Here is a 19333-nt window from a genome sequence, read left to right as displayed (position 1 = left end):
CGCTCATCAAGGACAAACCTCTTCCTCAGCGGCTGGTGCCGGTGCGGGTGCCTGAACCGTTTCCGCTGGAGCAGCTGCTGGTGCGCTGACCGTGGATGATGCAGGTGCAGAAGACGATGTCTTCGGTTGGGCAGACTCAACGACCGGAGCGGCTGTCGCTTTAACCACCTCAGTTGTGGAGAAAGTAATGGATTTCGATTTCGAAGGTGCTTCCGTTGCCGTTACTACAGGAGCCGCAGTGGCCTTAGGCTGAGCAGATACGACAGGAGCAGATGTCGGTTGAGCTGCTTTGGCAGTTACGATTGCTTTTGGAGCTGCCGTAGGCGCAGACGTTGGAACCGGTGTAGCTGTTTGAGTTTGCGTTTTGACAGTCGCAGCTACCGTGGTTGTAGTTGTAGCTACCTTAGCGGTCTCCACGGCTGGAGCTGCGGTCGCCTTAGGCTGAGTTTCACCCACCGCTGGAGCTGTTGAGGCAACAGTCTTCTCCGCAGAATCAACGGTTGCGTCTGGGGCAGCAGTCGCTTTTGCGGAGACAGTCTCCACTGCTGGAGCTGAAGATTCCGGCTGAACCGTTACTGTAACAGGAGCCGGAGTGGCTTCTGCCTGAACAACGACTTCGGCTGCAGAAGTAGCTACAGGTGCCGCTGCTGCTGAAACCGATACTGCTGTATTACTGCTTGCTTCAATGGATGCTGCCTCTGCTGTCTTTTTATTAGCGGATACTGCGGCATACGTCAGTGCGGAAAAGACAACAGTTGCAGCAACCAAAGATATCGTAAGTTTTTTCATAATGTGTACCATCCTTTTCAAATAAAATAAGACCCAACACGGCACGTATTACGTACCTGTTGAATCTCTGGCTGTCCAGTAGATCCATGCTTCTTAACTTCATCGTTGTACCTTTAACCCCTAAATTCTCCTTTCTCTAAAATAAAAAAAAGAGACTCAACGAGACGCAAAACACGCGTCTTTCGTTGAATCTCCGGCTGTCCAGTCGATTCCAATTGGCTTGTGATTAAGTTCCATATTATTCATGACGATGCGCCTTGTCAATCAATTTTTATTTTTCACATGGTTTTTATCGGGATTGATTATTTTTAACATATTATTACATTGACTTTACTATAAATTCTATATAGATTGATCTCAATAGGATTAATCACATTAAAAAACTAGGTTTAAGGGGGTATTAGTAGTGAACATAGATAACAACTTGTTATCCGCCATCGAAACGAACTGGTATGGATTTGTAGCTTCCATATTTGTTTTTGCAATTTTGTTTCTACTGGCACGTAAACGCATCGGATTTGGTACTCGGGTACTCATCGGACTTGGCATCGGACTTATTGCCGGAATATTCTTTCAATACTTCGATTTAGAGACCAAAGCCATTAGCACATTCGGCAGCATTTATGTCAGCTTGATTCGCATGCTCGTCATTCCTTTAGTATTCATACTCGTATTAAACAGTATTTCTTCCTTAACTAATCTGGAGTATCTGCGCAAAATAGGGATCAAAACCTTCGCCTGGTTCCTCGGAACGACGGGTATCGCTTCTATTATCGGCCTATCGGTTGCGCTGCTGTTCAATCCTGGTCAAGGGATACAACAGGATGTACCTGCGGATTTCGCCGCCCGGGAAATCCCTACCTTCTCACAGGTTATTCTGGATCTTGTGCCATCTAACCCTGTGAATGAAGCAGCTACGGGTAAGGTTGTGCCTCTGCTCATTTTCGCTATCTTCCTAGCAGTAGCTATAATCAAAATTGGCTCCAAGAAACCGGAAGCCGTGAAACCTGTACGTGATCTTATTGAATCCCTGACACTGATACTGCATCAGGTCGTGAAATTCATTATTCGTTTGACGCCTTACGGTGTCTTCGCACTGATAGCAGGAATTACCGCACGTTATGGCTGGGAAACGTTGCAGGAACTGGGTAGCGTAATCATTACCTCATATGTCGCAATGATTATTCATTTTGTTCTTATCTTTGGCGGGTTGGTTCTATTAGTAGCGAAGGTGAATCCAATCCGTTTCTTCCGCAAAATCTATCCAACCATTACCGTTGCCTTCACGACTAGAAGCAGCTACGCAACACTTCCTGTCAATCTTGAAGTGATTACGAAGCGCCTTCATGTCTCCCCGCGGATCGCGAGCTTTATTGCGCCGTTAGGAGCATCGGTCAACTTTAATGCGTGCGGTGGCATTTGGCCGGCGATTGTGGCTGTGTTCACCGCCCAAGTATTCGGTATTGATCTGAACTGGACTGACTATATTACACTGGTCTTAGTAAGTATCATCTCTTCAATTGGTGTAGCTGGCGTACCTGGACCAGCCGTAATCTCCACTACGGTGGTCTTAACCGCTCTTGGCCTGCCGCTTGAAGGAATCGCTATCGTTGCAGGTGTAGAAGCGCTCATCGATATGGGTCGTACCGCTGTAAATGCAACAGGAACAGCTGTAACCGCGTTGTTGGTCGCGAATTCAGAAGGTGAATTTGACCGCGAAGCCTTTAATAGCAATGATGACGAAGATGATATTCTCTTGAGCACAGTTTAAAATCCGAACATGCAAACAAAAAAACCTCCGGCAGCTGCTTATAGCAGCAAGCCGGAGGTTTTTTTAACGTAGATCCATATTAGATTCGCTGTTACACCATGCTAATTCTTTGCCGTTGTTTAGCTGAAGCAAGGCAGGTTTCAACCAGACGCATACTTAGCACCGGATCCTCCGGTGCAATGAGTCTCTTACCTGTGAACACAGCGGCTGCAAAATCATCCACCTGCCGTATGTATGGATTAGCCCCTGTGGCATCGACCCGTCTCACCTCATCACCAGTGTACACAAAGAATTCCGCATCCTCGTCTCTAGCGTTGAAAGGCATAGGCACCTCAATTCGTCCCTCGGTCCCAAGAATCTCTAAGAGCTGGCGGTTATATGCCCACATTCCGCAATCAAAGATCAAGCTTAAACCATTTGGAAACTCCACCAGCCCTGAAGCCATCATATCTACATTATCATGCTCAGGGGAGAACTTCGCATGCACGGTCACAGCTTCCGGCTCCGTCCCAAACAACAGTCGTGCCGCACTTAACGGATAGCAGCCAACATCATAAAGCGAGCCGCCACCCCAAGCCGATTTAAAACGAATATTTGAAGTGTCTGTAGCATCATTGTAAGTAAATGTACCTCGAATCGAGCGTAATTCTCCGATTTCACCGCTAGCGATAATGTCCTGGAGTTCAGCAATCCGTGGATGATGCCGATACATGTACGCTTCTGCTAAGTGAACGCCTGCATCGTTGCATGCTTTCACCATCTCTGCAGCCTCTGCACTGTTCAGTGCGATCGGTTTCTCACACAACACATGCTTACCTGCTTCTGCCGCACGGATCACCCATTCTCGATGAAGATGATTAGGGAGCGGAACATACACCGCATCGATTTCTTTATCCGCAAGTAACTCTTCGTAACTGCCATATGCTTTCTCTATTCCGAACTCTGCGGCTACAGCGCTGCTTTTTTCCAAGCCACGACTCGCTACCGCTGTAATCACTCCCGAATCTGAATTCATGATAGCTGGCATCACTGAGCCAGTCGCAATCTGCGCACAGCCTATGATTCCCCACCGAAGTTTTTGTACCATAATGGCTACACCTCTTCCCTTGGATTAGTTACTATACTTTAAGACACCTTATCATAGAATGAAACTCATCACTAATAGAAAAGTACAGTCAGAGCGCAAAAAGCAGCACCCAAAGGAGATTCGACTCCGATAGATACTGCTTTTTAATCCAGTGGAAAAATTACATTATCATGTTTAACAGCACAGCCGCACCAAGCACAGCAATACGGGCCGCATTCATCAACACGAAATTTTTGACGGCAAGAATAAAGGTACTCGCCTTCTCCTGCTTCTGTTTGAACAAATCGATATTTCGGTGCAATGGGATCAGTGTAAGTAGAATCGCCAAGACAAGAATAGGGTTTATCCCCAAGATCAGCAGCACTACAAGATCCAGATAAGAGACATAGTATAGATATTTAAACAGCACAAGCGCATTACGTCGGCCAATGTAGACCGGAAGCGTGTACCTGCGGTTCTCCACATCTTCATCAATATCACAAATATTATTTGCGAGCATAATCCCTGCAATCCCTAGAATGGCAGGAACAGAGAACCAGAACAGGTACAGCACTTCCATAATATTGATATTCAAGCTGACCCAACCGTTCTGAAGCAACAGCGATACCACATGCTCGTCCGTATGAATATAGGCAGAAATAAAAATAATGACAAAGCCCATAAACAAACCTGAGAACAGCTCACCTAACGGCATCCTTGAGATCGGAATCGGCCCGAATGAATAAAGGATACCTATTAAGAAAGATAGCCCACCCAGCAAAAAGACCAGCAAACCCGTCTGCGTAACAAGCGCAATCCCGCCCCCTGCAGCCAGAGCCAGCAAAATAACAATCGTCGCCACGACAGTGCTCTCTTTTAGCTTAAAATGCACAATCGCATTATGCGTCTCATAGCCATAGCCGTGAGTTTTGGAAGCTTTTTTGAAATCGTAATAGTTGTTAATCGCCGTCGTTGCCATATCAAAACTAAGCAGGGAAACGAACATCAGACCAAAACGCAACACATAAAAATCCTCAAACCGATACAGGGCATACAGCGTTCCCATCAGAAAGGGGATCATACTGGCTACTTTTGTCGGCAGCTCCACAAATCTTAGAAAGCTTTTAATATTCACACCATACACCCTTATTTATCAATTGAGCCTGCAAGGTATTACTGTTCAGTCGTTGTAATCTTCACTGGGGACCATTCTGCAATAACTGTTTGTCCATGCACAGACACACTGCCTTCAGGACTCAGATCCTTCTCTGTCATAATTCCAAGCGCCACTGTAAAGTTATTGAATTTAATCGGAATATTTTTCTCACGACGCACTTCTTTGCCATTCAAATAGAATACAGCCTCATCGTTGCCACGGTGGTACGTTATGCGGTAGGTATTAAATTCACGTGGTTTGAAATCCGTATCTTCTTTAAAGATGCAGAAATATTTCGTTCCTTTGCTCTCTGGTACTTGTACCCCTGGGAACGGCAAAATACCATATACACTAGCATATTTATCATTTCCCGCAAAAAAGTCTAGCGCCGCACCTGTCGTAAAATCAAGCAAGTTCAGCGATACATAACCATCGTACAAATCTCCAGGTGCTGTTCCTTGTGTACGGCTACGAATTTGCAGCTCAAAGCTAATCTCTCCGGCCTCAGGAATTACCACTGGCTCCGCGGAGTAATACATATGCTTAGCATTGTCTAGAATTTGTACTTGATGGTTCTCGCGGGATAATTTCGCACGCACATACAGCGTATCATTACGAACGATAACTACCGCTTCCGGTTCACGATAAGCCCAAAAGGATCCATCAGGCAGTGTAAATCCACCTGTCTTCCAGACCTTTCCTTCTTCTAAAATGGAGTGGAAATCTCCAAGCACCATTTGATTGCCTTTAACATTTTGTTCTTCCTTCAACAGTTCCTTGTCCTTCTTTTCCATGAAAGCTCACTCCTTCTGTATGGTAATTATTAGTACAAGCAAAAACGCCTTCAGCGTCCCTAATGGACGGTAAGCGTTTATGCGAGAAATATAAGGATAATGTATAGCGTGAAACCTATATATTCTTATATTTTCAGAATAATCCTTGAATTAGTAAGGTTGCTGCCATCACTACTCCGCAACGAACGGAGGCTTTTTGTGAAGCACCCATGAGCGGGATATAGGCTGGTGAAGCATTATGCGGCTTCAGTCCACGATAAATACGAATTGGCCAGAAGGCCGTAACCAAAGCCAATAGTGCATAAACTGGAAGTACGCCCATCAGCACACAGATCACCACAGAAGCATAACCGGTGAAGAGGAGCACACGCGAGAAGACAAGTGCCTTCTGTTCACCCCACACTACAACAAGCGTAAGTTTTCCAGCCTGCTCGTCCGCTTTCCAATGTAAGAAATGATGATTAAACAATAGCAATGTAGTCAAGAATCCAACCGGCAATGAAAGGATGACAGGCTTCATGCTAAAATGACCGGTTTGTACGAAAAAGGAACCTAACACAGGCATGATCCCAAAAGCTATAAAGATAGCCATCTCACTATATCCCTTACCGCGATAGCCATACCGCAGGGGTGGGGCTACATAGAAATAAGCGATTAAAGCACCTACAAGTACAAACCAGAGGATATTCCAACCGCTATATATACTTAGGATTCCACCACAGATAAGGGCAATCGCCAACATACTCCAGGTCATCTTTGCATAAAAAGACTCCGAGAGGATTCCACCTGTCAGTAGCCCGGAGTTTGTGCTGATTTCACCAGCGGAATTCTTCGCCTCTGTATCTGTTCCGTTGCGATAATCCCACAGATCATTCACCATATTGGAAAACAGATGCGCCGAAATCGCTCCTATTAAGGTTAGAATAAATAAGACCGGATGGAATGACCTTTCCCATACATATGCCCCAACTGTACCTAAAACAATCGGGATAAGCATAACTGAAAAACTCCAAAACCGGGTCGCCTTCGTAAATAATGTCCATTTGCTCACTTCAAGCTTACCGCCTTTTCATTATGACTTGATAATAATTATCACTGACTATTATACATCAATTTTCAACAGATTGTGAAGATTATCACTGCATATAATGTCTAATCTTGACATAATACCTCGGTTTGTTTGGCTAAAAGGTTTCTTCATTGAAGCTAAAAATGTAAATAACCTCTTATTGGACATAAGGCCACCCTTTTACAACAAAAAATGAGCGCTGTTTTATAGGCAAGCACATACCAATATGATATGATAGGCAAGCCTATGAACAGCGCTCCTTGAGTGCTGTTTTTAAGAGCGTAAAACTATATATAATAATGGAGGCTTTTACTGTCATGTCAGCGCAATCCCCTAACACCCAATCTGTCAAAATCGTCACCGCAGACCCTAGCGCCATCGGGCTATTCGGACTGGCTATTGTCACATTGGTTGCTTCTTCACAGAAGCTTGAGTTTACAACAGGACTTAGCTACGTCATTCCTTGGGCTATCTTCCTGGGAGCATTTGCTCAACTATTTGCCGCAATTCAAGATGCTAAGCACAACAACACCTTTGGTATGACTGCCTTTGGCGCCTACGCTTTCTTTTGGTTCGGCATGGCTAGCAGCTGGCTGATCAAGCTCGGCGTATTCGGCCCAACGCTTGCAGAGGCTGTAGATCCTAAGCAGCTCGGATTTGTATTTCTGGGTTACTTGATCTTTACAATCTTTATGACCATTGGCGCGGTTGAGGCTAATAGAGTTTTGCTTATCATTTTTGTATTGATAGATTTCCTTTTTATTGGACTAACCTTCGATTCCTTTGGTATCGCTCCAGAATTCTTCCATAAGCTTGCTGCTTGTGCCGAACTTGGAATTGGTATCGTATCCTTATACGGATGTGGCGCTTCTGTGCTAAACGCTCATTTCGGACGCACTTTCTTACCGATCGGAGCTCCGCTAGGTATTTTCAAGAAATAGTAATTCACCTTTTTTGAATCCTAACTTTTGCAAGCCGAAAGGATGCCTGAGACCATGCATGTCCTATCCTCTTCTGAATTAGCCGTAACCGCTATATTTGCGCTTATTCTCGCAGTTATTGCCTATTTGATCATTCGGAATATCCCAAAGATGTCTGGAGATATTGCGGCTTTTCGCAAAAGAACACTGGTCTGGACCCAGGTTTCGCTTGTACTAACGGTACTTCAGCTGAACTTCAAAGCAGGCGACTGGCGATTTTCTATCGTTCTTGGACTCATCGTATTATTTACCGGAAGCATTTGGCTTTCCGCCCGTTACCATGACATCCGCAGCACCTTAGATCCAGAATCCAAAGATTCTGAAGTACATTAGTAGAAGCTAGGTAACAAAATAAAGGTGATGAAGCTCCCGTAAGGGGGCTTTTTTTGTGAATTCGGAAGGTCCCTTCGCATACTTCTCCCCTCCATAACCATACTAATGACATTCCAAGCTAAAATGCCTACGGCGTCCTATTAAGGAGGCTAAACGTTTATGCGAGAATTATAAGGATAACGTATACCGTGAAACTTATACTTTCTTATAATTCAATATAAGGAACGGGAGGACTATCCAGGTGAGTAAAAAAATAAATCTTCTGATGTTCAGCGGAGAATACGACAAAGCCATGGCGGGATTGATCTTAGCGAATGCCGCGAGAGATATAGATGTAGAGGTTACGATGTTTTTCTCTTTCTGGGGTTTGTTTCTGGTGCGTGATCCGGAGAAGATGACGCTAGAGGATAAAAGTATTTATGAGAAGCTGATGGATGTCATTACGCCAAAGGGTCCTGGGCAGCTGCCACTCTCCCATTTGAATTTCAGCGGGCTGGGCCGGATGATGCTAGAGGAGATGATGGAGGAGCAAGGCGCGCCGAAGCTGATTCATTTTCTAAAAGGAGCTCGTAAAAAAAACATCAAGTTCTATGCCTGTAAGCTCTCCGTCGAAATCATGGGCTTTAAAACAGAAGAACTGCTGCCAGAGGTCGAGATTATCGATGCTGCGGCGTATTTAAAAGATGCTTTGGAGAGTGATGTTCAGCTGTTCATTTAGCGGTTGAAATTAATTAATATAAGAAAACATAAAGCGACATGGGGAATTTCTCATGCCGCTTCGGATTTCAATTGAAAGGATATAAATTATACCGTGATGATTGTCTTGCCCATTGGAATCTTGAAGCTCTTCTCCATTACTTTGATATGAATCAGCTCTTGTGCATCCACGATTAATTGCGTCTTCAAATGATTCACTTCCACGGTAATCGTCGCTTGACGGTAACGCATCGTGAAGGTGTATCCCTTCCATTGCTTCGGCAATGTCGGGTTCAATGCCAAATGATCATCCTTGATCCTTACACCCGAGAAGCCATAGACGATCGACATCCATGTACCACCCATGTTCGCCATATGCAATCCGTCTTTCGTGTTGCCATGAGTGTTATCCAAATCCATTCGTGCCGTTTCAATGAAATAATCGTACGCCTTGTCCGAGTAACCTAACTTCGAAGCCATGATGCTATAGATCGCGCAGGATAAGGACGAATCATGAGTTGTCAGCTTCTCGTAATAATCGTAGGAGTTCCGCAAGACATCGGTTGAAATGCCATCCTCGAGCAAGAAATGCGCCAGCACCGTATCGGCCTGCTTCAACACCTGATGACGATAGATGTGTAGCGGGTGATAGTGAAGCAGCAGTGGGTGTTTTTCTTCCGGTGTGTTCTCGAAATCCCACACCTTCTTCGCTAAGAAAGAATCATCTTGTGCATGAATGTTCAACTTCTCATCGAAAGGCAGATACATCTTCGCAGCCGCTTCTTCAAATGCTGTAATCTCATCTGTTGTTAAGCCAATGCGACTACACAAAGCTTCCCATGCCGCAGGATGAGTTTCTGCCAACTGCTTATACCACGATGCAGCCCACTCTAGATTATATTTTGCAAGTACATTCGTGTAATAGTTATTGTTTACGATGGCCGTATACTCATCCGGACCTGTTACATCATCAATCTTGAATAGACCTTCATGATAATGACCTAGCTCCATCCAAGTTCTTGCAGTTTCAAATACGACTTCCGCACCGAATTCCGCAATGAAATCTTTATCGCCTGTCGCGAGATAATATTGAATATACGTATAAGCAATATCACCATTAATATGATACTGTGCCGTACCAGCTGGGAAGTACCCCGAGCACTCTTCCCCTGTAATGGTACGCCATGCGTAAGCGGCCCCCTTCTTGTGGCCTAGCTCTAGCGCACGCTTCTTCGCTTCACCTAGAATCGTATAACGGTAACGAAGCAACTGCTTCGCCAGCTCTGGTTGACAGAGGATGAAGAACGGCAGGATATAGATTTCGGTATCCCAGAAATAATGTCCCTCGTAGCCCTCACCGCTTAAGCCTTTGGCTGCGATGTTACTGTATTTATCTTTGCCCACAGATTGCAGCAACTGATATACGTTATATCGAAGACCTTGCTCAAGTACCTCATCACCTTGGATCTCGATATTTGCAATTTCCCAAAAATGTTGTAAATATACTTCTTGTGCCATGTAAGCCGCTTGAATCCCTTGCGTTAATACCAAAGCCATCAACTCACGTCCGTGAGCAGCTGGATCTTCGTGTCGACGTGTATCTGTAAATACGTTGAATTTTGTGAATTGAACAATATCTTTACCGGCTGGGAACGCATACCGCACCATTACACTTTTCTCACCCTTGATCAGTTCACCGTTCACCGCAGGCGTTGTCTGATGAACTGTTGTTGCCGCCACTTGTAGCTTCGACGTATTTGTCTCAAGCACGATTTGTAAGGAAGTCTCGTCGAACACCTCGATATTCTTCATATCCAATAGCTTGGCATGACCCGAAGCAACACGAGGGTCCTTCGCATTCGTATAGTTACTCACATCGCCATTCACACCAGAGGTAATTGTCACTTCATCCTGACAATTGATACGAGCTACCTCAATATCTATCGTGAACAATTCGAGTGTTGTCAATGACGCCATGCGTGTGAATGAAATTTCGACCTCTTTACCTTGTGGTGAAATCCAGTGCACGAGCCGTACGTACTTCCCTTCGCGCATATCGAGATAACGCCGCCCAGATACGACCGTTCCTGTGAAAAGACTGAACTTCTCCTCCCCGATATGAATGGTCACATCCTGTACATCCATCACATTCACAAGTTTCTGTTGTGTATCGGGAAAGCCATACGCGCTCTCCCCATATAGCATCGGTGTAATATCATAAAATGCATTTATATATGTTCCACGAACCGTTGGCTCGTCACCTTCATAACCTTCTTCAAAATTACCTCGAACACCTACATAACCATTAGCCACATTAAAAATACTCTCACTAACGCCGAGGTCTTGCATATCCCTATGATTCTCAATAATCCAGCCCGACTTCATATGAAGGCCCCCTCATCCAATTTTATTTCACAGCACCTGCCATAACGCCTTTAATAATGTATTTCTGTGCGAACAGATAAAAGATAATAACCGGAATAATCGATACGACAAGTCCTGCCATTGCAAGGTTCCACTGAATTGTAAATTCTCCGAAGAAGAAGAAGGTTGACAATGGAATGGTACGAAGCGCTGGGCTTGTTAAGGTCAAGGATGGAAGTAAATAGTCATTCCAAATCCACAATAGATTCAAGATTCCTACAGTCATCGTAATTGGCGTAAGCATTGGGAATACAACCTTCCAGAATGTCTGCCACGTATTACAGCCCTCTATCATCGCCGCTTCTTCAAGAGCAATCGGTACCCCTTTAATAAAACCATGATAAAGGAAGACCGACATACTTAGCCCAAATCCGATATACATGAAAATTAGGCCATAATGTGTATTAATCATAGAGAAATTAAGTGATGGGATATCCCATTTGTTTAAATATTGCATTAGCGGAATCATCACTGATTGAAACGGGATGAGCATCGTACCTACGAATAAGAGGAGAATGCCATTGGACAATTTATTCTTCATGCGAACAAGCATCCAAGATGTCATCGCTGAGAAGATAATAATAAGCCCAATACTAATGACACTCACTAAGAGCGAGTTTTTAAATGCTGACAAAAAGTTCATTTTGTCCATTGCCGCAGCATAGTACTCGAAGGAAAAGGATTTCGGCAGGCCGAACGTATCGGTGAATATCTCGGCACGTCCTTTGAACGAATTCACAAACATAATATACATAGGCAACAGCATAAGAAGTCCACTAACCCAAGCTATAACTTCAAGCAATATTGAAGTTGATTTATTGCGACGTTTCATTATTGTTCAACCTCCCTTTTCTTCGAGATAACGACCTGCGTAACCGTCACAACTAAGATGACGAGGAAGAAAATAATCGCCTTGGATTGCGCGAGCGCATATTGATTCATACTAAACGCGGTTTTAAAGATATTCATTGCAACAAGCTCGGTTGTACCGTAAGGACCACCGTTCGTTAGTGAGATATTGGTATCATATTGTTTGAATGCGTTCGACAGCGTCAAGAACAAGCTGATCGTGAAGGCTGGCATAATGAGTGGGAACATAATTTTGCGGAATCGCATCCATCCGCCTGCGCCATCCATATCAGCTGCCTCCAGCACCTCATCCGAAACACCTTGAATAGCTGCGATGTAGATGATCATGACGTAGCCGGCCATTTGCCATGTTCCTACGAAGACCAGCGCCCAGAAGGAAGCCGTCGGATCATCCAACCAATTGAAGAAGATCGAGCTATTCCCCATTACTTCTCCAACCTGTACGAAGAATTTCGTGAATACGAACTTCCAGATGAAACCTAGGATCAGACCACCGATCAAGTTCGGCAGGAAGTATATTGAGCGTAAAAGATTACGCGACTTAATTTTGGAAGTCACCAGCATCGCGAGTGAAAGTCCGATAACGTTAACGAGAATAATCATGCATACGGCATATTTAAATGTCAGGCCGAAGGATGTAAGAAAATCTGAATCTTGAAACACCCGTACATAATTATCGAAGCCTACAAAGTTAGAACCTGCAAATTTAAACCCATCCCAATCTGTAAAAGAGTACACAATCCCCATAACGAATGGAATGATGACTACATTTATAAAGATGAATAATGATGGAACAATAAAAGCTGCGGCTATTAAATTTCTCTTTACACTTTTCTTCAATGGTTTCACCTCTTATCCATTTCTACAAAACAGGAAGAGGCCGCTTAACGAATATTCGAGAAGCAGCCTCCATAGCCATACGATTATTTTTTAACCGCAGTCATCCAAACATTCTGAAGTGCTTCTAACAAGCCCTCGCCCGTTAATTTTCCTGCATAGTATTTTTCCATTTGGTTCGCAAACTCTTGATCTGCTCCCGCTGGGAATTGATCGAATACCCATTTCACTGTCTTGCCTTCACTTGCATAACGGTTCACTTCTTGGGATAACGGATCCATTTTGCTAGTATCAAAACCGGAGTACACAGGGATAAAGTTAAACTCATCCGTTACATAGTGCTGACCCGCTGGATCTGTTAGCAACCAATCCAAGAACGCCTTCGCACCCGCTTGTTGATCTTCCGATGCATGCTTGTTCACGCGGAAGAAGTTACTGTTACCTACCGCAATCCCTTGATTACCTTCGAACGGTACTGGCAAGAAACCGTATTCAAATTTCACATCATAATCGTTCAAGAGACCTTGTGCCCAGTTTCCTTGGTGAATCATCGCATATTGTCCTGCCGCGAAGCCTGCAACTTGTTCATCATACGTATCTTTACTCAAGTTCGTATGGTCTTTGATCTTGTCCAGATCAGCAACGTACTCTTTCAATTCAGGAATATCTTGAAGCTTCAATTCGCCAGCATTAATCTTAGCAATCGTACCCGATGTATCTTTCATTAATGCAAATGGCCAGTTAAATGGATGCATGAAACGGAAGTAAGACTCTTGTGCATACGCTATGGCCTTCTTCACGCCTTTCACTTGCTCTAGCTTCGTGCTTGCTGCTACAAGATCATCCCATGTCTTAATATCATCCGCATTCACGCCTGCTTCCTTGAACATATCCTTATTGTAGATAAGTCCGAAGCCTTCAAGCGCAACTGGCAAGCCATATAATTTACCATCATTACGCGCTGCTGTATCTTGTCCTTCAACAATTTTGCTAGCCGCTTTCATATCATCCAAGGGTGCCATATATGGAAGATATTTTTGAAACTCTGAGCCAGATGCTGTTGTGAAAATGGTTGGTGCTTTTTCTGGGGCGGAGCTGAATTGTGTCTGGAGCACCGTCATCAGGTTGTCGCCTGCTGCTCCTAATGCTTGTACTTCATATTTATCTTGAGTTTTATTGAATTCTTTCACTGCATCCTCTAGTGCACTTTGGATTTCTACTTTATTCTGAATGATTGTAATAACCGCTTTTTTACCAGTTCCTTTAGACGTTGTGTCTGCGCTATTTGCCTTGTTTGCCCCATCATCACTTTTTGCTCCACAAGCGACTAACGTGGATAACATAGCTACAGATAATAATGCTGCCCCTACTTTTTTCTTCATCTGCAATACCCCTCTTCTGAAGATTTCATAATTTTTATTTGTATTTCTAAAATTGAAAGCCTTTACAAAACTGATATTACACGATAATATAACACTTAATTATAAATTCTTAACATTAGTTTCGATTTATAAATACGGATTATATTGTAAAATCCTCCCTTAAACAGGTAGCCTAAAGGAGATTATCCATGCTAGACATTACTGCCTTCCTCGAACGCAATATGGCGAAGAATCGCTATCAGAACTATATGCATCCTTCCTATGAGCACGAAAAGAAGCTCGTCTATGCAATCCAACGCATTGATCGTGAAGGTGCCGTTAAAATATTGAATGAAATCAACCTGTTGGAACGAGCCAACCTGTCACCGAAGCCTTTGCAGTCGTTGAAATATTCTCTAGTCGCTAGCTGCACCATTTTTACGCGTGCGATCATTGAGGCGGGGGTCGATTCCGAGTCCGCGTTCATTCTCAGTGACCATTACATCAACTTAATTGATGAGAGCGACTCGATCGTGAAGACCGTTGAGATTGAATACCTCATGCTAAATAGCTTTATTAGTGTCATCTCAACCCATCGTTCGTATTCGTATGGACCCATCATTAATAAGACGATCGCCTATATTAAAAAGCACATTGAAGAGAAGCCTACGCTAGAGCGGGTTGCGGAAATCGTGCAGTTGCATCCGAATTACCTCGCAACGCTATTCAAACAAGAAACAGGGAGCACTGTCCTCAACTTCATCCATAAAGAAAGAATTGATGCGATCAAGAACTTCCTGATCCATACAAATATGGCGCTTCAGGATATTAGTGATATCTTCGGCTTCGCTTCCTCTGCCTACTTCTCTACCTACTGCAAGACGCATCTAGGCATGACCGCAAGGGAGTATCGAAAAGATCACATGAAATGATAAGCAAAAACGCCTTCGGCGTCCTTAAAGGACGGAAAGCGTTTATGCGAGAAATATAAGGATAAAGTATAGCGTGAAACTTATACTTCCGTATATTTTTTAAAAAAGGCGAATTCTCATTCATAGCCGAATGGAATTTCGCCTTTTGTTCCCCCTAATGATTACTTTGCATAACTATCTCTTCGGTGGTTGCGGTGTAATCAGGAAGTTAACCGGCAAATTACTACCAGACGCTGCAGTGAACAATATCTCAACAGAGCCCCCTTCATCACCAGTACGGTAAACCACACTATTCAAGTTTGCATTTGTAATACTGCCGGTACTTGGCATTTGAACAATTTGACCATTCACCATAACAGGTCCCATATAATTACCACCACGCGGGTTAAAGGTAATTAATGAATTGGGAGCAACATGTTCAAATTTGATTTTGTATAGTACTCCGAAGTTGCCTGCATTGGATGCACCAGTTCCTGACATAGGGTCGGTGCCCATCAAATTCAAATCACTTGAATTATCACCGATGAGAAGTCTCGCAGGTGTTCTCCCTACTTCATCCGTAACAGTCATGATACGTGTAGAATCAGCATAAGTCCCTCGGTTATGCACGCCATCACGATCCAGTATTGGAAGCATAGGAAGTGTGGTTAACGGATCTTTATTCGCATCAATCATCATAACATTGTATTCAATAGGATAATCACTATATAAGTCCGCTTGGAGTGAAACGATTTCGCTCGGTTTTATTGCAATATTATTCAGATCAGACAGGATAGAGACGCTTTCACCAGGTTGCAGGACCGTTGTCTTGTAATCTTTTTTCGTTTGCATGGATTCCCAGTAACGTTGCACTGAGAGTTTACCCGTAGCTTCCGGAAATGGATGTGGGCCTCCAACGCCTAAATATTCTGTTGTGATCGTCGTAGGGGATAGATTGTTGTTCTTAGCTATCACATATACCTTCATTTTAGTATTCATATTATTCTTGTGGTGAATCAAAAAGCGGGTTCCACCGAACGATGTTTCACGATAAGTAATCCCTTCCATATTTACGGTTTCTGGACTGTTAGCGCGAATAAGATTATAAGGCTCAGAAGTGAGCGTATAAGCTACCTTCTGCCAGTTTGGAACATTGGATCCGTCAATATCAAATACACTACCCGGAGAAGCGAACAATCTATAGAAATCTTCCTTACTGTACAAGACTTCACCCGTAATATTAATGACTTTTTCAAAAGTGCTGATTGCGCCATGTGAATCTTCTACTTGAATAGAAACTGTTGCAGGACCAGGCGTGAAGAAAGCTTCCGCTTTATTCGTCCAGGTCGTTGTTTTAAGTGTATCTCCGTCTGGGTCGGTGCTCATATCCGTATAAGTGATCATCTCACCCATTTTGTAGGAATTCTTATCGGTCGTAAAATTTGCAACCGGCGGTGTATTCGGTTTTAGAATCGTGATCGTCGTGGAGTAAGGATCACTCCATTGTCCATTAGCATCCCTAACAGAGTAGGATACTACATATTGCCCAGGTGTATCATAGATATCCTGCTTCCCTTCCCACTTCTCTTCAACTATGGCTGAACCAATCGGTGAAGAGCTAGAAGTCAGGAAATTCACTGGATCACCAGCATAAATTATAGCCGGTACTGTAAAAGAAGCTTTAGGCTTCAAATTTAGCGAAAGAATGACTCGTTTTTGCACATTATCCACGGTATACGGAATGCCCAGCGCCCCAGTAATGGACGTCAATGGAATCATAAAGGTTCCTTTGAATTGATATGCTGGACCTTTCATTGTCACATTCTTACCATTTACGGAATAAATCTTACTGTCTGTCTTGAACCGCATAACGTCGCTGCCTTTAGTAACAATAGTCTCTTTCGTCTTATAATCGTAAATGTATTTCACACCTACACGTTCAACCATAGCTCTAATCGAAACGTAGGAAACGCCATTCTTCACTGCCATTGGCTGATTAGCCAAATATTCAATGCCATTCTGATACATTTTGTTACTATTCATCATAAGTACAAGCTGATTGCTAGCCCCTGCATTAACTATGTCAGTTGTAATCGGTGGTGTGGTGGTCGCAGGTATAAGTGTAAGACTTGGACTCGGTGTGGGGGATGGTAACGTTGTTAAAGTAGAATCGGTTGTTCCCCCTGTAATTGGCGTTACTGTCGCTGTTGGTGTTGCCCCTTCTACTACCGGACGTGTCAATGATGGCAATGGATCAGTAGCTTCTGGAATTACTTCCGCAACAGATGTAGTAGCCACTCTTACTCCACTGGTGTTACTGGAGGTAATATTTCCAGCTTCAGCAAAAACGGGCACTGCCGCAGCAGTCTGAGATACGGCCAATAGTACAACTAATGATAGTTTTTTTAAATGCATGATTTGACTCCTCTGCTCCATTTGTGAATATAAGTGGCCCCTAACTTTACCTTCCTCTTATATAACGAGACAGTGCTTTTACTTCATGGTACATTCATTATTTCAAATCGTATTATTTGACGCAGTAGATCTCAAAAAGTTTCATTATAAGTAAATAAAAAACAATGTTGTATATTAATTACACCATTCACCTCTATCTCCTTTATTTGTTATTCCTATAAACTCCACCTAGGCTTTAACCCAATTCTCCAAGCAAGCATATACTGATGCCATAGAAACTACTGGCACGCCGAAAATAAACTATGACCTTACCACTATCGGCGTACGGGCTGGAGGGAAATCCGTGCTAAACATCATCCACGCCTCTTCTGCAGAGACGCCCGCTTCACTACAAAACCATTTCGAGATTTTTCGTGAGCACACCATTGGAATTCGGCATCAGATCACCACACCCTATGGTAGACAGCCACTGCTGTATGCCGATTGGACCGCAAGCGGACGCTTATATGAACCGATTGAACGAAAGCTGCAGGAAGCCTTCGGTCCATATGTTAGTAATCCACATACAGACTCCAACACGACCGGTTTAACCATGACACTGGCTTATAATGAAGCGCGACAAATTATTAAAAAGCATGTAAATGCTGGCCCTCAGGACATCCTGCTCTTCTGCGGAAATGGAACAACGGGAGCTGTAAACAAGCTGCAGCGTATCATGGGCTTAAGACTCCCTGAGTGGATTCAGGACTATAGCTCCCATTCGATGGAGGAACGTCCTGTGATCTTCACCAGCCATATGGAGCATCATTCCAATATCCTTCCCTGGCAGGAGGGGATTGGTGATGTTGTGACTGTTCCTCCCGGAGAAAACGGAAATATAGATCTTCAGCAGCTTGAAGCCCAGTTGAAATTGTATCAGCATCGTCGCTGGAAAATCGGTTCATTTACGGCTTGCTCCAATGTGACCGGAATTCAGACTCCCTACCAGAAGCTTGCCGCGATTATGCACCGCCACGGAGGCCTATGTTTTGTAGATTTTGCCGCCAGTGCACCCTATGAGCCTATCGATATGCATCCTGTCTCACCGCTGGAGAAGCTGGATGCAATCTTTTTTTCTCCGCATAAATTTCTGGGTGGACCGGGCACGAATGGCGTTCTAATTTTTGATGAGGCTCTAAGTAATGGACGTATTCCTGACGAACCGGGTGGAGGTACAGTGGCTTGGGTCAATCCTTGGGGAGGACGCCGCTACACCAACGAAATAGAGATGCGGGAAGACGGGGGAACACCGGGGTTTCTGCAAGCTTTTCGGACAGCACTTTGCGTGAAGCTGAAGGAACAGATGAATGGAAACGGTCAATATATGGTGATTAGAGAGCACGAGCTATGCCAGCAATTAATGAACGGGCTCCGTAGCATACCCGAATGCTCGCTGCTAGCTGGACATCATACAGAACGTCATGGCATTGTCTCTTTTACACTACGTGATATTCATTATAATCTTGCAGTTCAACTACTAAATGATCGCTTTGGTATACAAGCCCGGGGTGGTTGCTCTTGTGCAGGTCCTTATGGGCATTACTTACTTGAATTAGGGTGGGCGCAATCTGCTCAGATCGCTGAGGCAATTACTGTAGGAGACCAGTCGCTTAGACCGGGTTGGATCCGCATCTCTCTACACCCCATTATGACGAATCAGGAGGTAGAGAGAATTGTATCCGCTGTACGAAATATCGTGATCCATTTCCAACAATGGAAACAGGACTATTTTTATGATGCTTCTACGAACAGTTGGACCCATATCTACAATGAGGATCCCGCTGAGGCGAAGGTCAAAGCACTTTTTTCGGTGTAGTTTCCA

At 43.9% G+C, this 19333-nt stretch carries 16 protein-coding genes; 6 read left to right on the top strand and 10 right to left on the bottom strand.

All coding sequences use genetic code 11. From position 1 onward, the window contains the following. Positions 1-6 precede the first annotated feature (6 nt). Complete coding sequence (locus tag MKX60_RS05475) at positions 7-789, bottom strand: hypothetical protein (RefSeq protein WP_341059249.1); 783 nt, start codon at positions 787-789, stop codon at positions 7-9. A 412-nt stretch (positions 790-1201) separates the two neighbouring features. Between MKX60_RS05475 and MKX60_RS05470 the strand changes: the two genes are divergently transcribed. Continuing rightward, on the top strand, positions 1202-2560 hold the full coding sequence (locus tag MKX60_RS05470; RefSeq protein ID WP_042194660.1) for a dicarboxylate/amino acid:cation symporter: 1359 nt from the start codon (positions 1202-1204) through the stop codon (positions 2558-2560). A 91-nt stretch (positions 2561-2651) separates the two neighbouring features. Here the strand turns inward: MKX60_RS05470 and MKX60_RS05465 are convergent, their stop codons facing one another. The 4 genes from MKX60_RS05465 to MKX60_RS05450 all read right to left on the bottom strand — a co-directional run bounded on the left by MKX60_RS05465 (position 2652) and on the right by MKX60_RS05450 (position 6627). After that, positions 2652-3647, bottom strand: a complete 996-nt coding sequence (locus MKX60_RS05465) for a Gfo/Idh/MocA family protein (RefSeq protein WP_042192615.1) — start codon at positions 3645-3647, stop codon at positions 2652-2654. A gap of 160 nt (positions 3648-3807) precedes the next feature. Then, a complete protein-coding gene (menA, locus tag MKX60_RS05460) occupies positions 3808-4761 on the bottom strand; it encodes a 1,4-dihydroxy-2-naphthoate polyprenyltransferase (protein WP_149645390.1) in 954 nt (317 codons plus the stop codon). 38 nt (positions 4762-4799) lie between these two features. Beyond that, complete coding sequence (locus tag MKX60_RS05455; RefSeq protein ID WP_339267698.1) at positions 4800-5576, bottom strand: DUF6081 family protein; 777 nt, start codon at positions 5574-5576, stop codon at positions 4800-4802. Positions 5577-5709: 133 nt separating this feature from the next. After that, complete coding sequence (locus MKX60_RS05450; RefSeq protein ID WP_231573357.1) at positions 5710-6627, bottom strand: prenyltransferase; 918 nt, start codon at positions 6625-6627, stop codon at positions 5710-5712. Between the two features lie 335 nt (positions 6628-6962). On the opposite strand from MKX60_RS05450, the gene MKX60_RS05445 reads away from it, so the two are divergent. The 3 genes from MKX60_RS05445 to MKX60_RS05435 all read left to right on the top strand — a co-directional run bounded on the left by MKX60_RS05445 (position 6963) and on the right by MKX60_RS05435 (position 8676). Further along, the gene (locus MKX60_RS05445; protein ID WP_042192624.1) at positions 6963-7586 is read left to right on the top strand and encodes an acetate uptake transporter; all 624 of its coding nucleotides are present in this window, start codon (positions 6963-6965) and stop codon (positions 7584-7586) included. 54 nt (positions 7587-7640) lie between these two features. Continuing rightward, entirely contained in the window at positions 7641-7958 is a 318-nt protein-coding gene (locus MKX60_RS05440) for a hypothetical protein (protein WP_076297950.1), read from the top strand. 241 nt (positions 7959-8199) lie between these two features. Continuing rightward, positions 8200-8676 (top strand): DsrE/DsrF/DrsH-like family protein, encoded by a 477-nt coding sequence (locus MKX60_RS05435; RefSeq protein WP_042131456.1) that lies wholly within the window; start codon positions 8200-8202, stop codon positions 8674-8676. 86 nt (positions 8677-8762) lie between these two features. On the opposite strand, the gene MKX60_RS05430 is transcribed toward MKX60_RS05435, so the two are convergent. From MKX60_RS05430 to MKX60_RS05415, 4 genes are all read right to left on the bottom strand, one after another. Further along, on the bottom strand, positions 8763-11039 hold the full coding sequence (locus MKX60_RS05430) for a glycoside hydrolase family 65 protein (RefSeq protein WP_341059247.1): 2277 nt from the start codon (positions 11037-11039) through the stop codon (positions 8763-8765). A gap of 22 nt (positions 11040-11061) precedes the next feature. Next, on the bottom strand, positions 11062-11910 hold the full coding sequence (locus MKX60_RS05425; RefSeq protein ID WP_076284877.1) for a carbohydrate ABC transporter permease: 849 nt from the start codon (positions 11908-11910) through the stop codon (positions 11062-11064). Then, positions 11910-12788, bottom strand: a complete 879-nt coding sequence (locus tag MKX60_RS05420; RefSeq protein WP_231573358.1) for a carbohydrate ABC transporter permease — start codon at positions 12786-12788, stop codon at positions 11910-11912. The genes MKX60_RS05425 and MKX60_RS05420 overlap by 1 nt, the downstream gene beginning before the upstream one ends. Before the next feature lie 83 nt (positions 12789-12871). Continuing rightward, positions 12872-14167, bottom strand: a complete 1296-nt coding sequence (locus tag MKX60_RS05415; RefSeq protein WP_076297952.1) for an ABC transporter substrate-binding protein — start codon at positions 14165-14167, stop codon at positions 12872-12874. A gap of 188 nt (positions 14168-14355) precedes the next feature. Here MKX60_RS05415 and MKX60_RS05410 point away from each other — a divergent pair, with 188 nt between their 5' ends. Next, on the top strand, positions 14356-15078 hold the full coding sequence (locus MKX60_RS05410) for a helix-turn-helix transcriptional regulator (protein WP_341059246.1): 723 nt from the start codon (positions 14356-14358) through the stop codon (positions 15076-15078). A gap of 174 nt (positions 15079-15252) precedes the next feature. Here the strand turns inward: MKX60_RS05410 and MKX60_RS05405 are convergent, their stop codons facing one another. After that, positions 15253-17472, bottom strand: a complete 2220-nt coding sequence (locus MKX60_RS05405; RefSeq protein ID WP_341059245.1) for a copper amine oxidase N-terminal domain-containing protein — start codon at positions 17470-17472, stop codon at positions 15253-15255. A 343-nt stretch (positions 17473-17815) separates the two neighbouring features. On the opposite strand from MKX60_RS05405, the gene MKX60_RS05400 reads away from it, so the two are divergent. Further along, positions 17816-19327 carry an aminotransferase class V-fold PLP-dependent enzyme gene (locus MKX60_RS05400; RefSeq protein WP_076284880.1) on the top strand — a complete coding sequence of 504 codons (1512 nt, stop codon included), beginning with the start codon at positions 17816-17818 and terminating at the stop codon, positions 19325-19327. Positions 19328-19333: the final 6 nt, after the last annotated feature.

The sequence above is a fragment of the Paenibacillus sp. FSL R5-0914 genome (genome assembly GCF_038004525.1).
Taxonomy (GTDB): domain Bacteria; phylum Bacillota; class Bacilli; order Paenibacillales; family Paenibacillaceae; genus Paenibacillus_AQ.
This window is presented reverse-complemented; position numbering and strand designations above follow the sequence as displayed.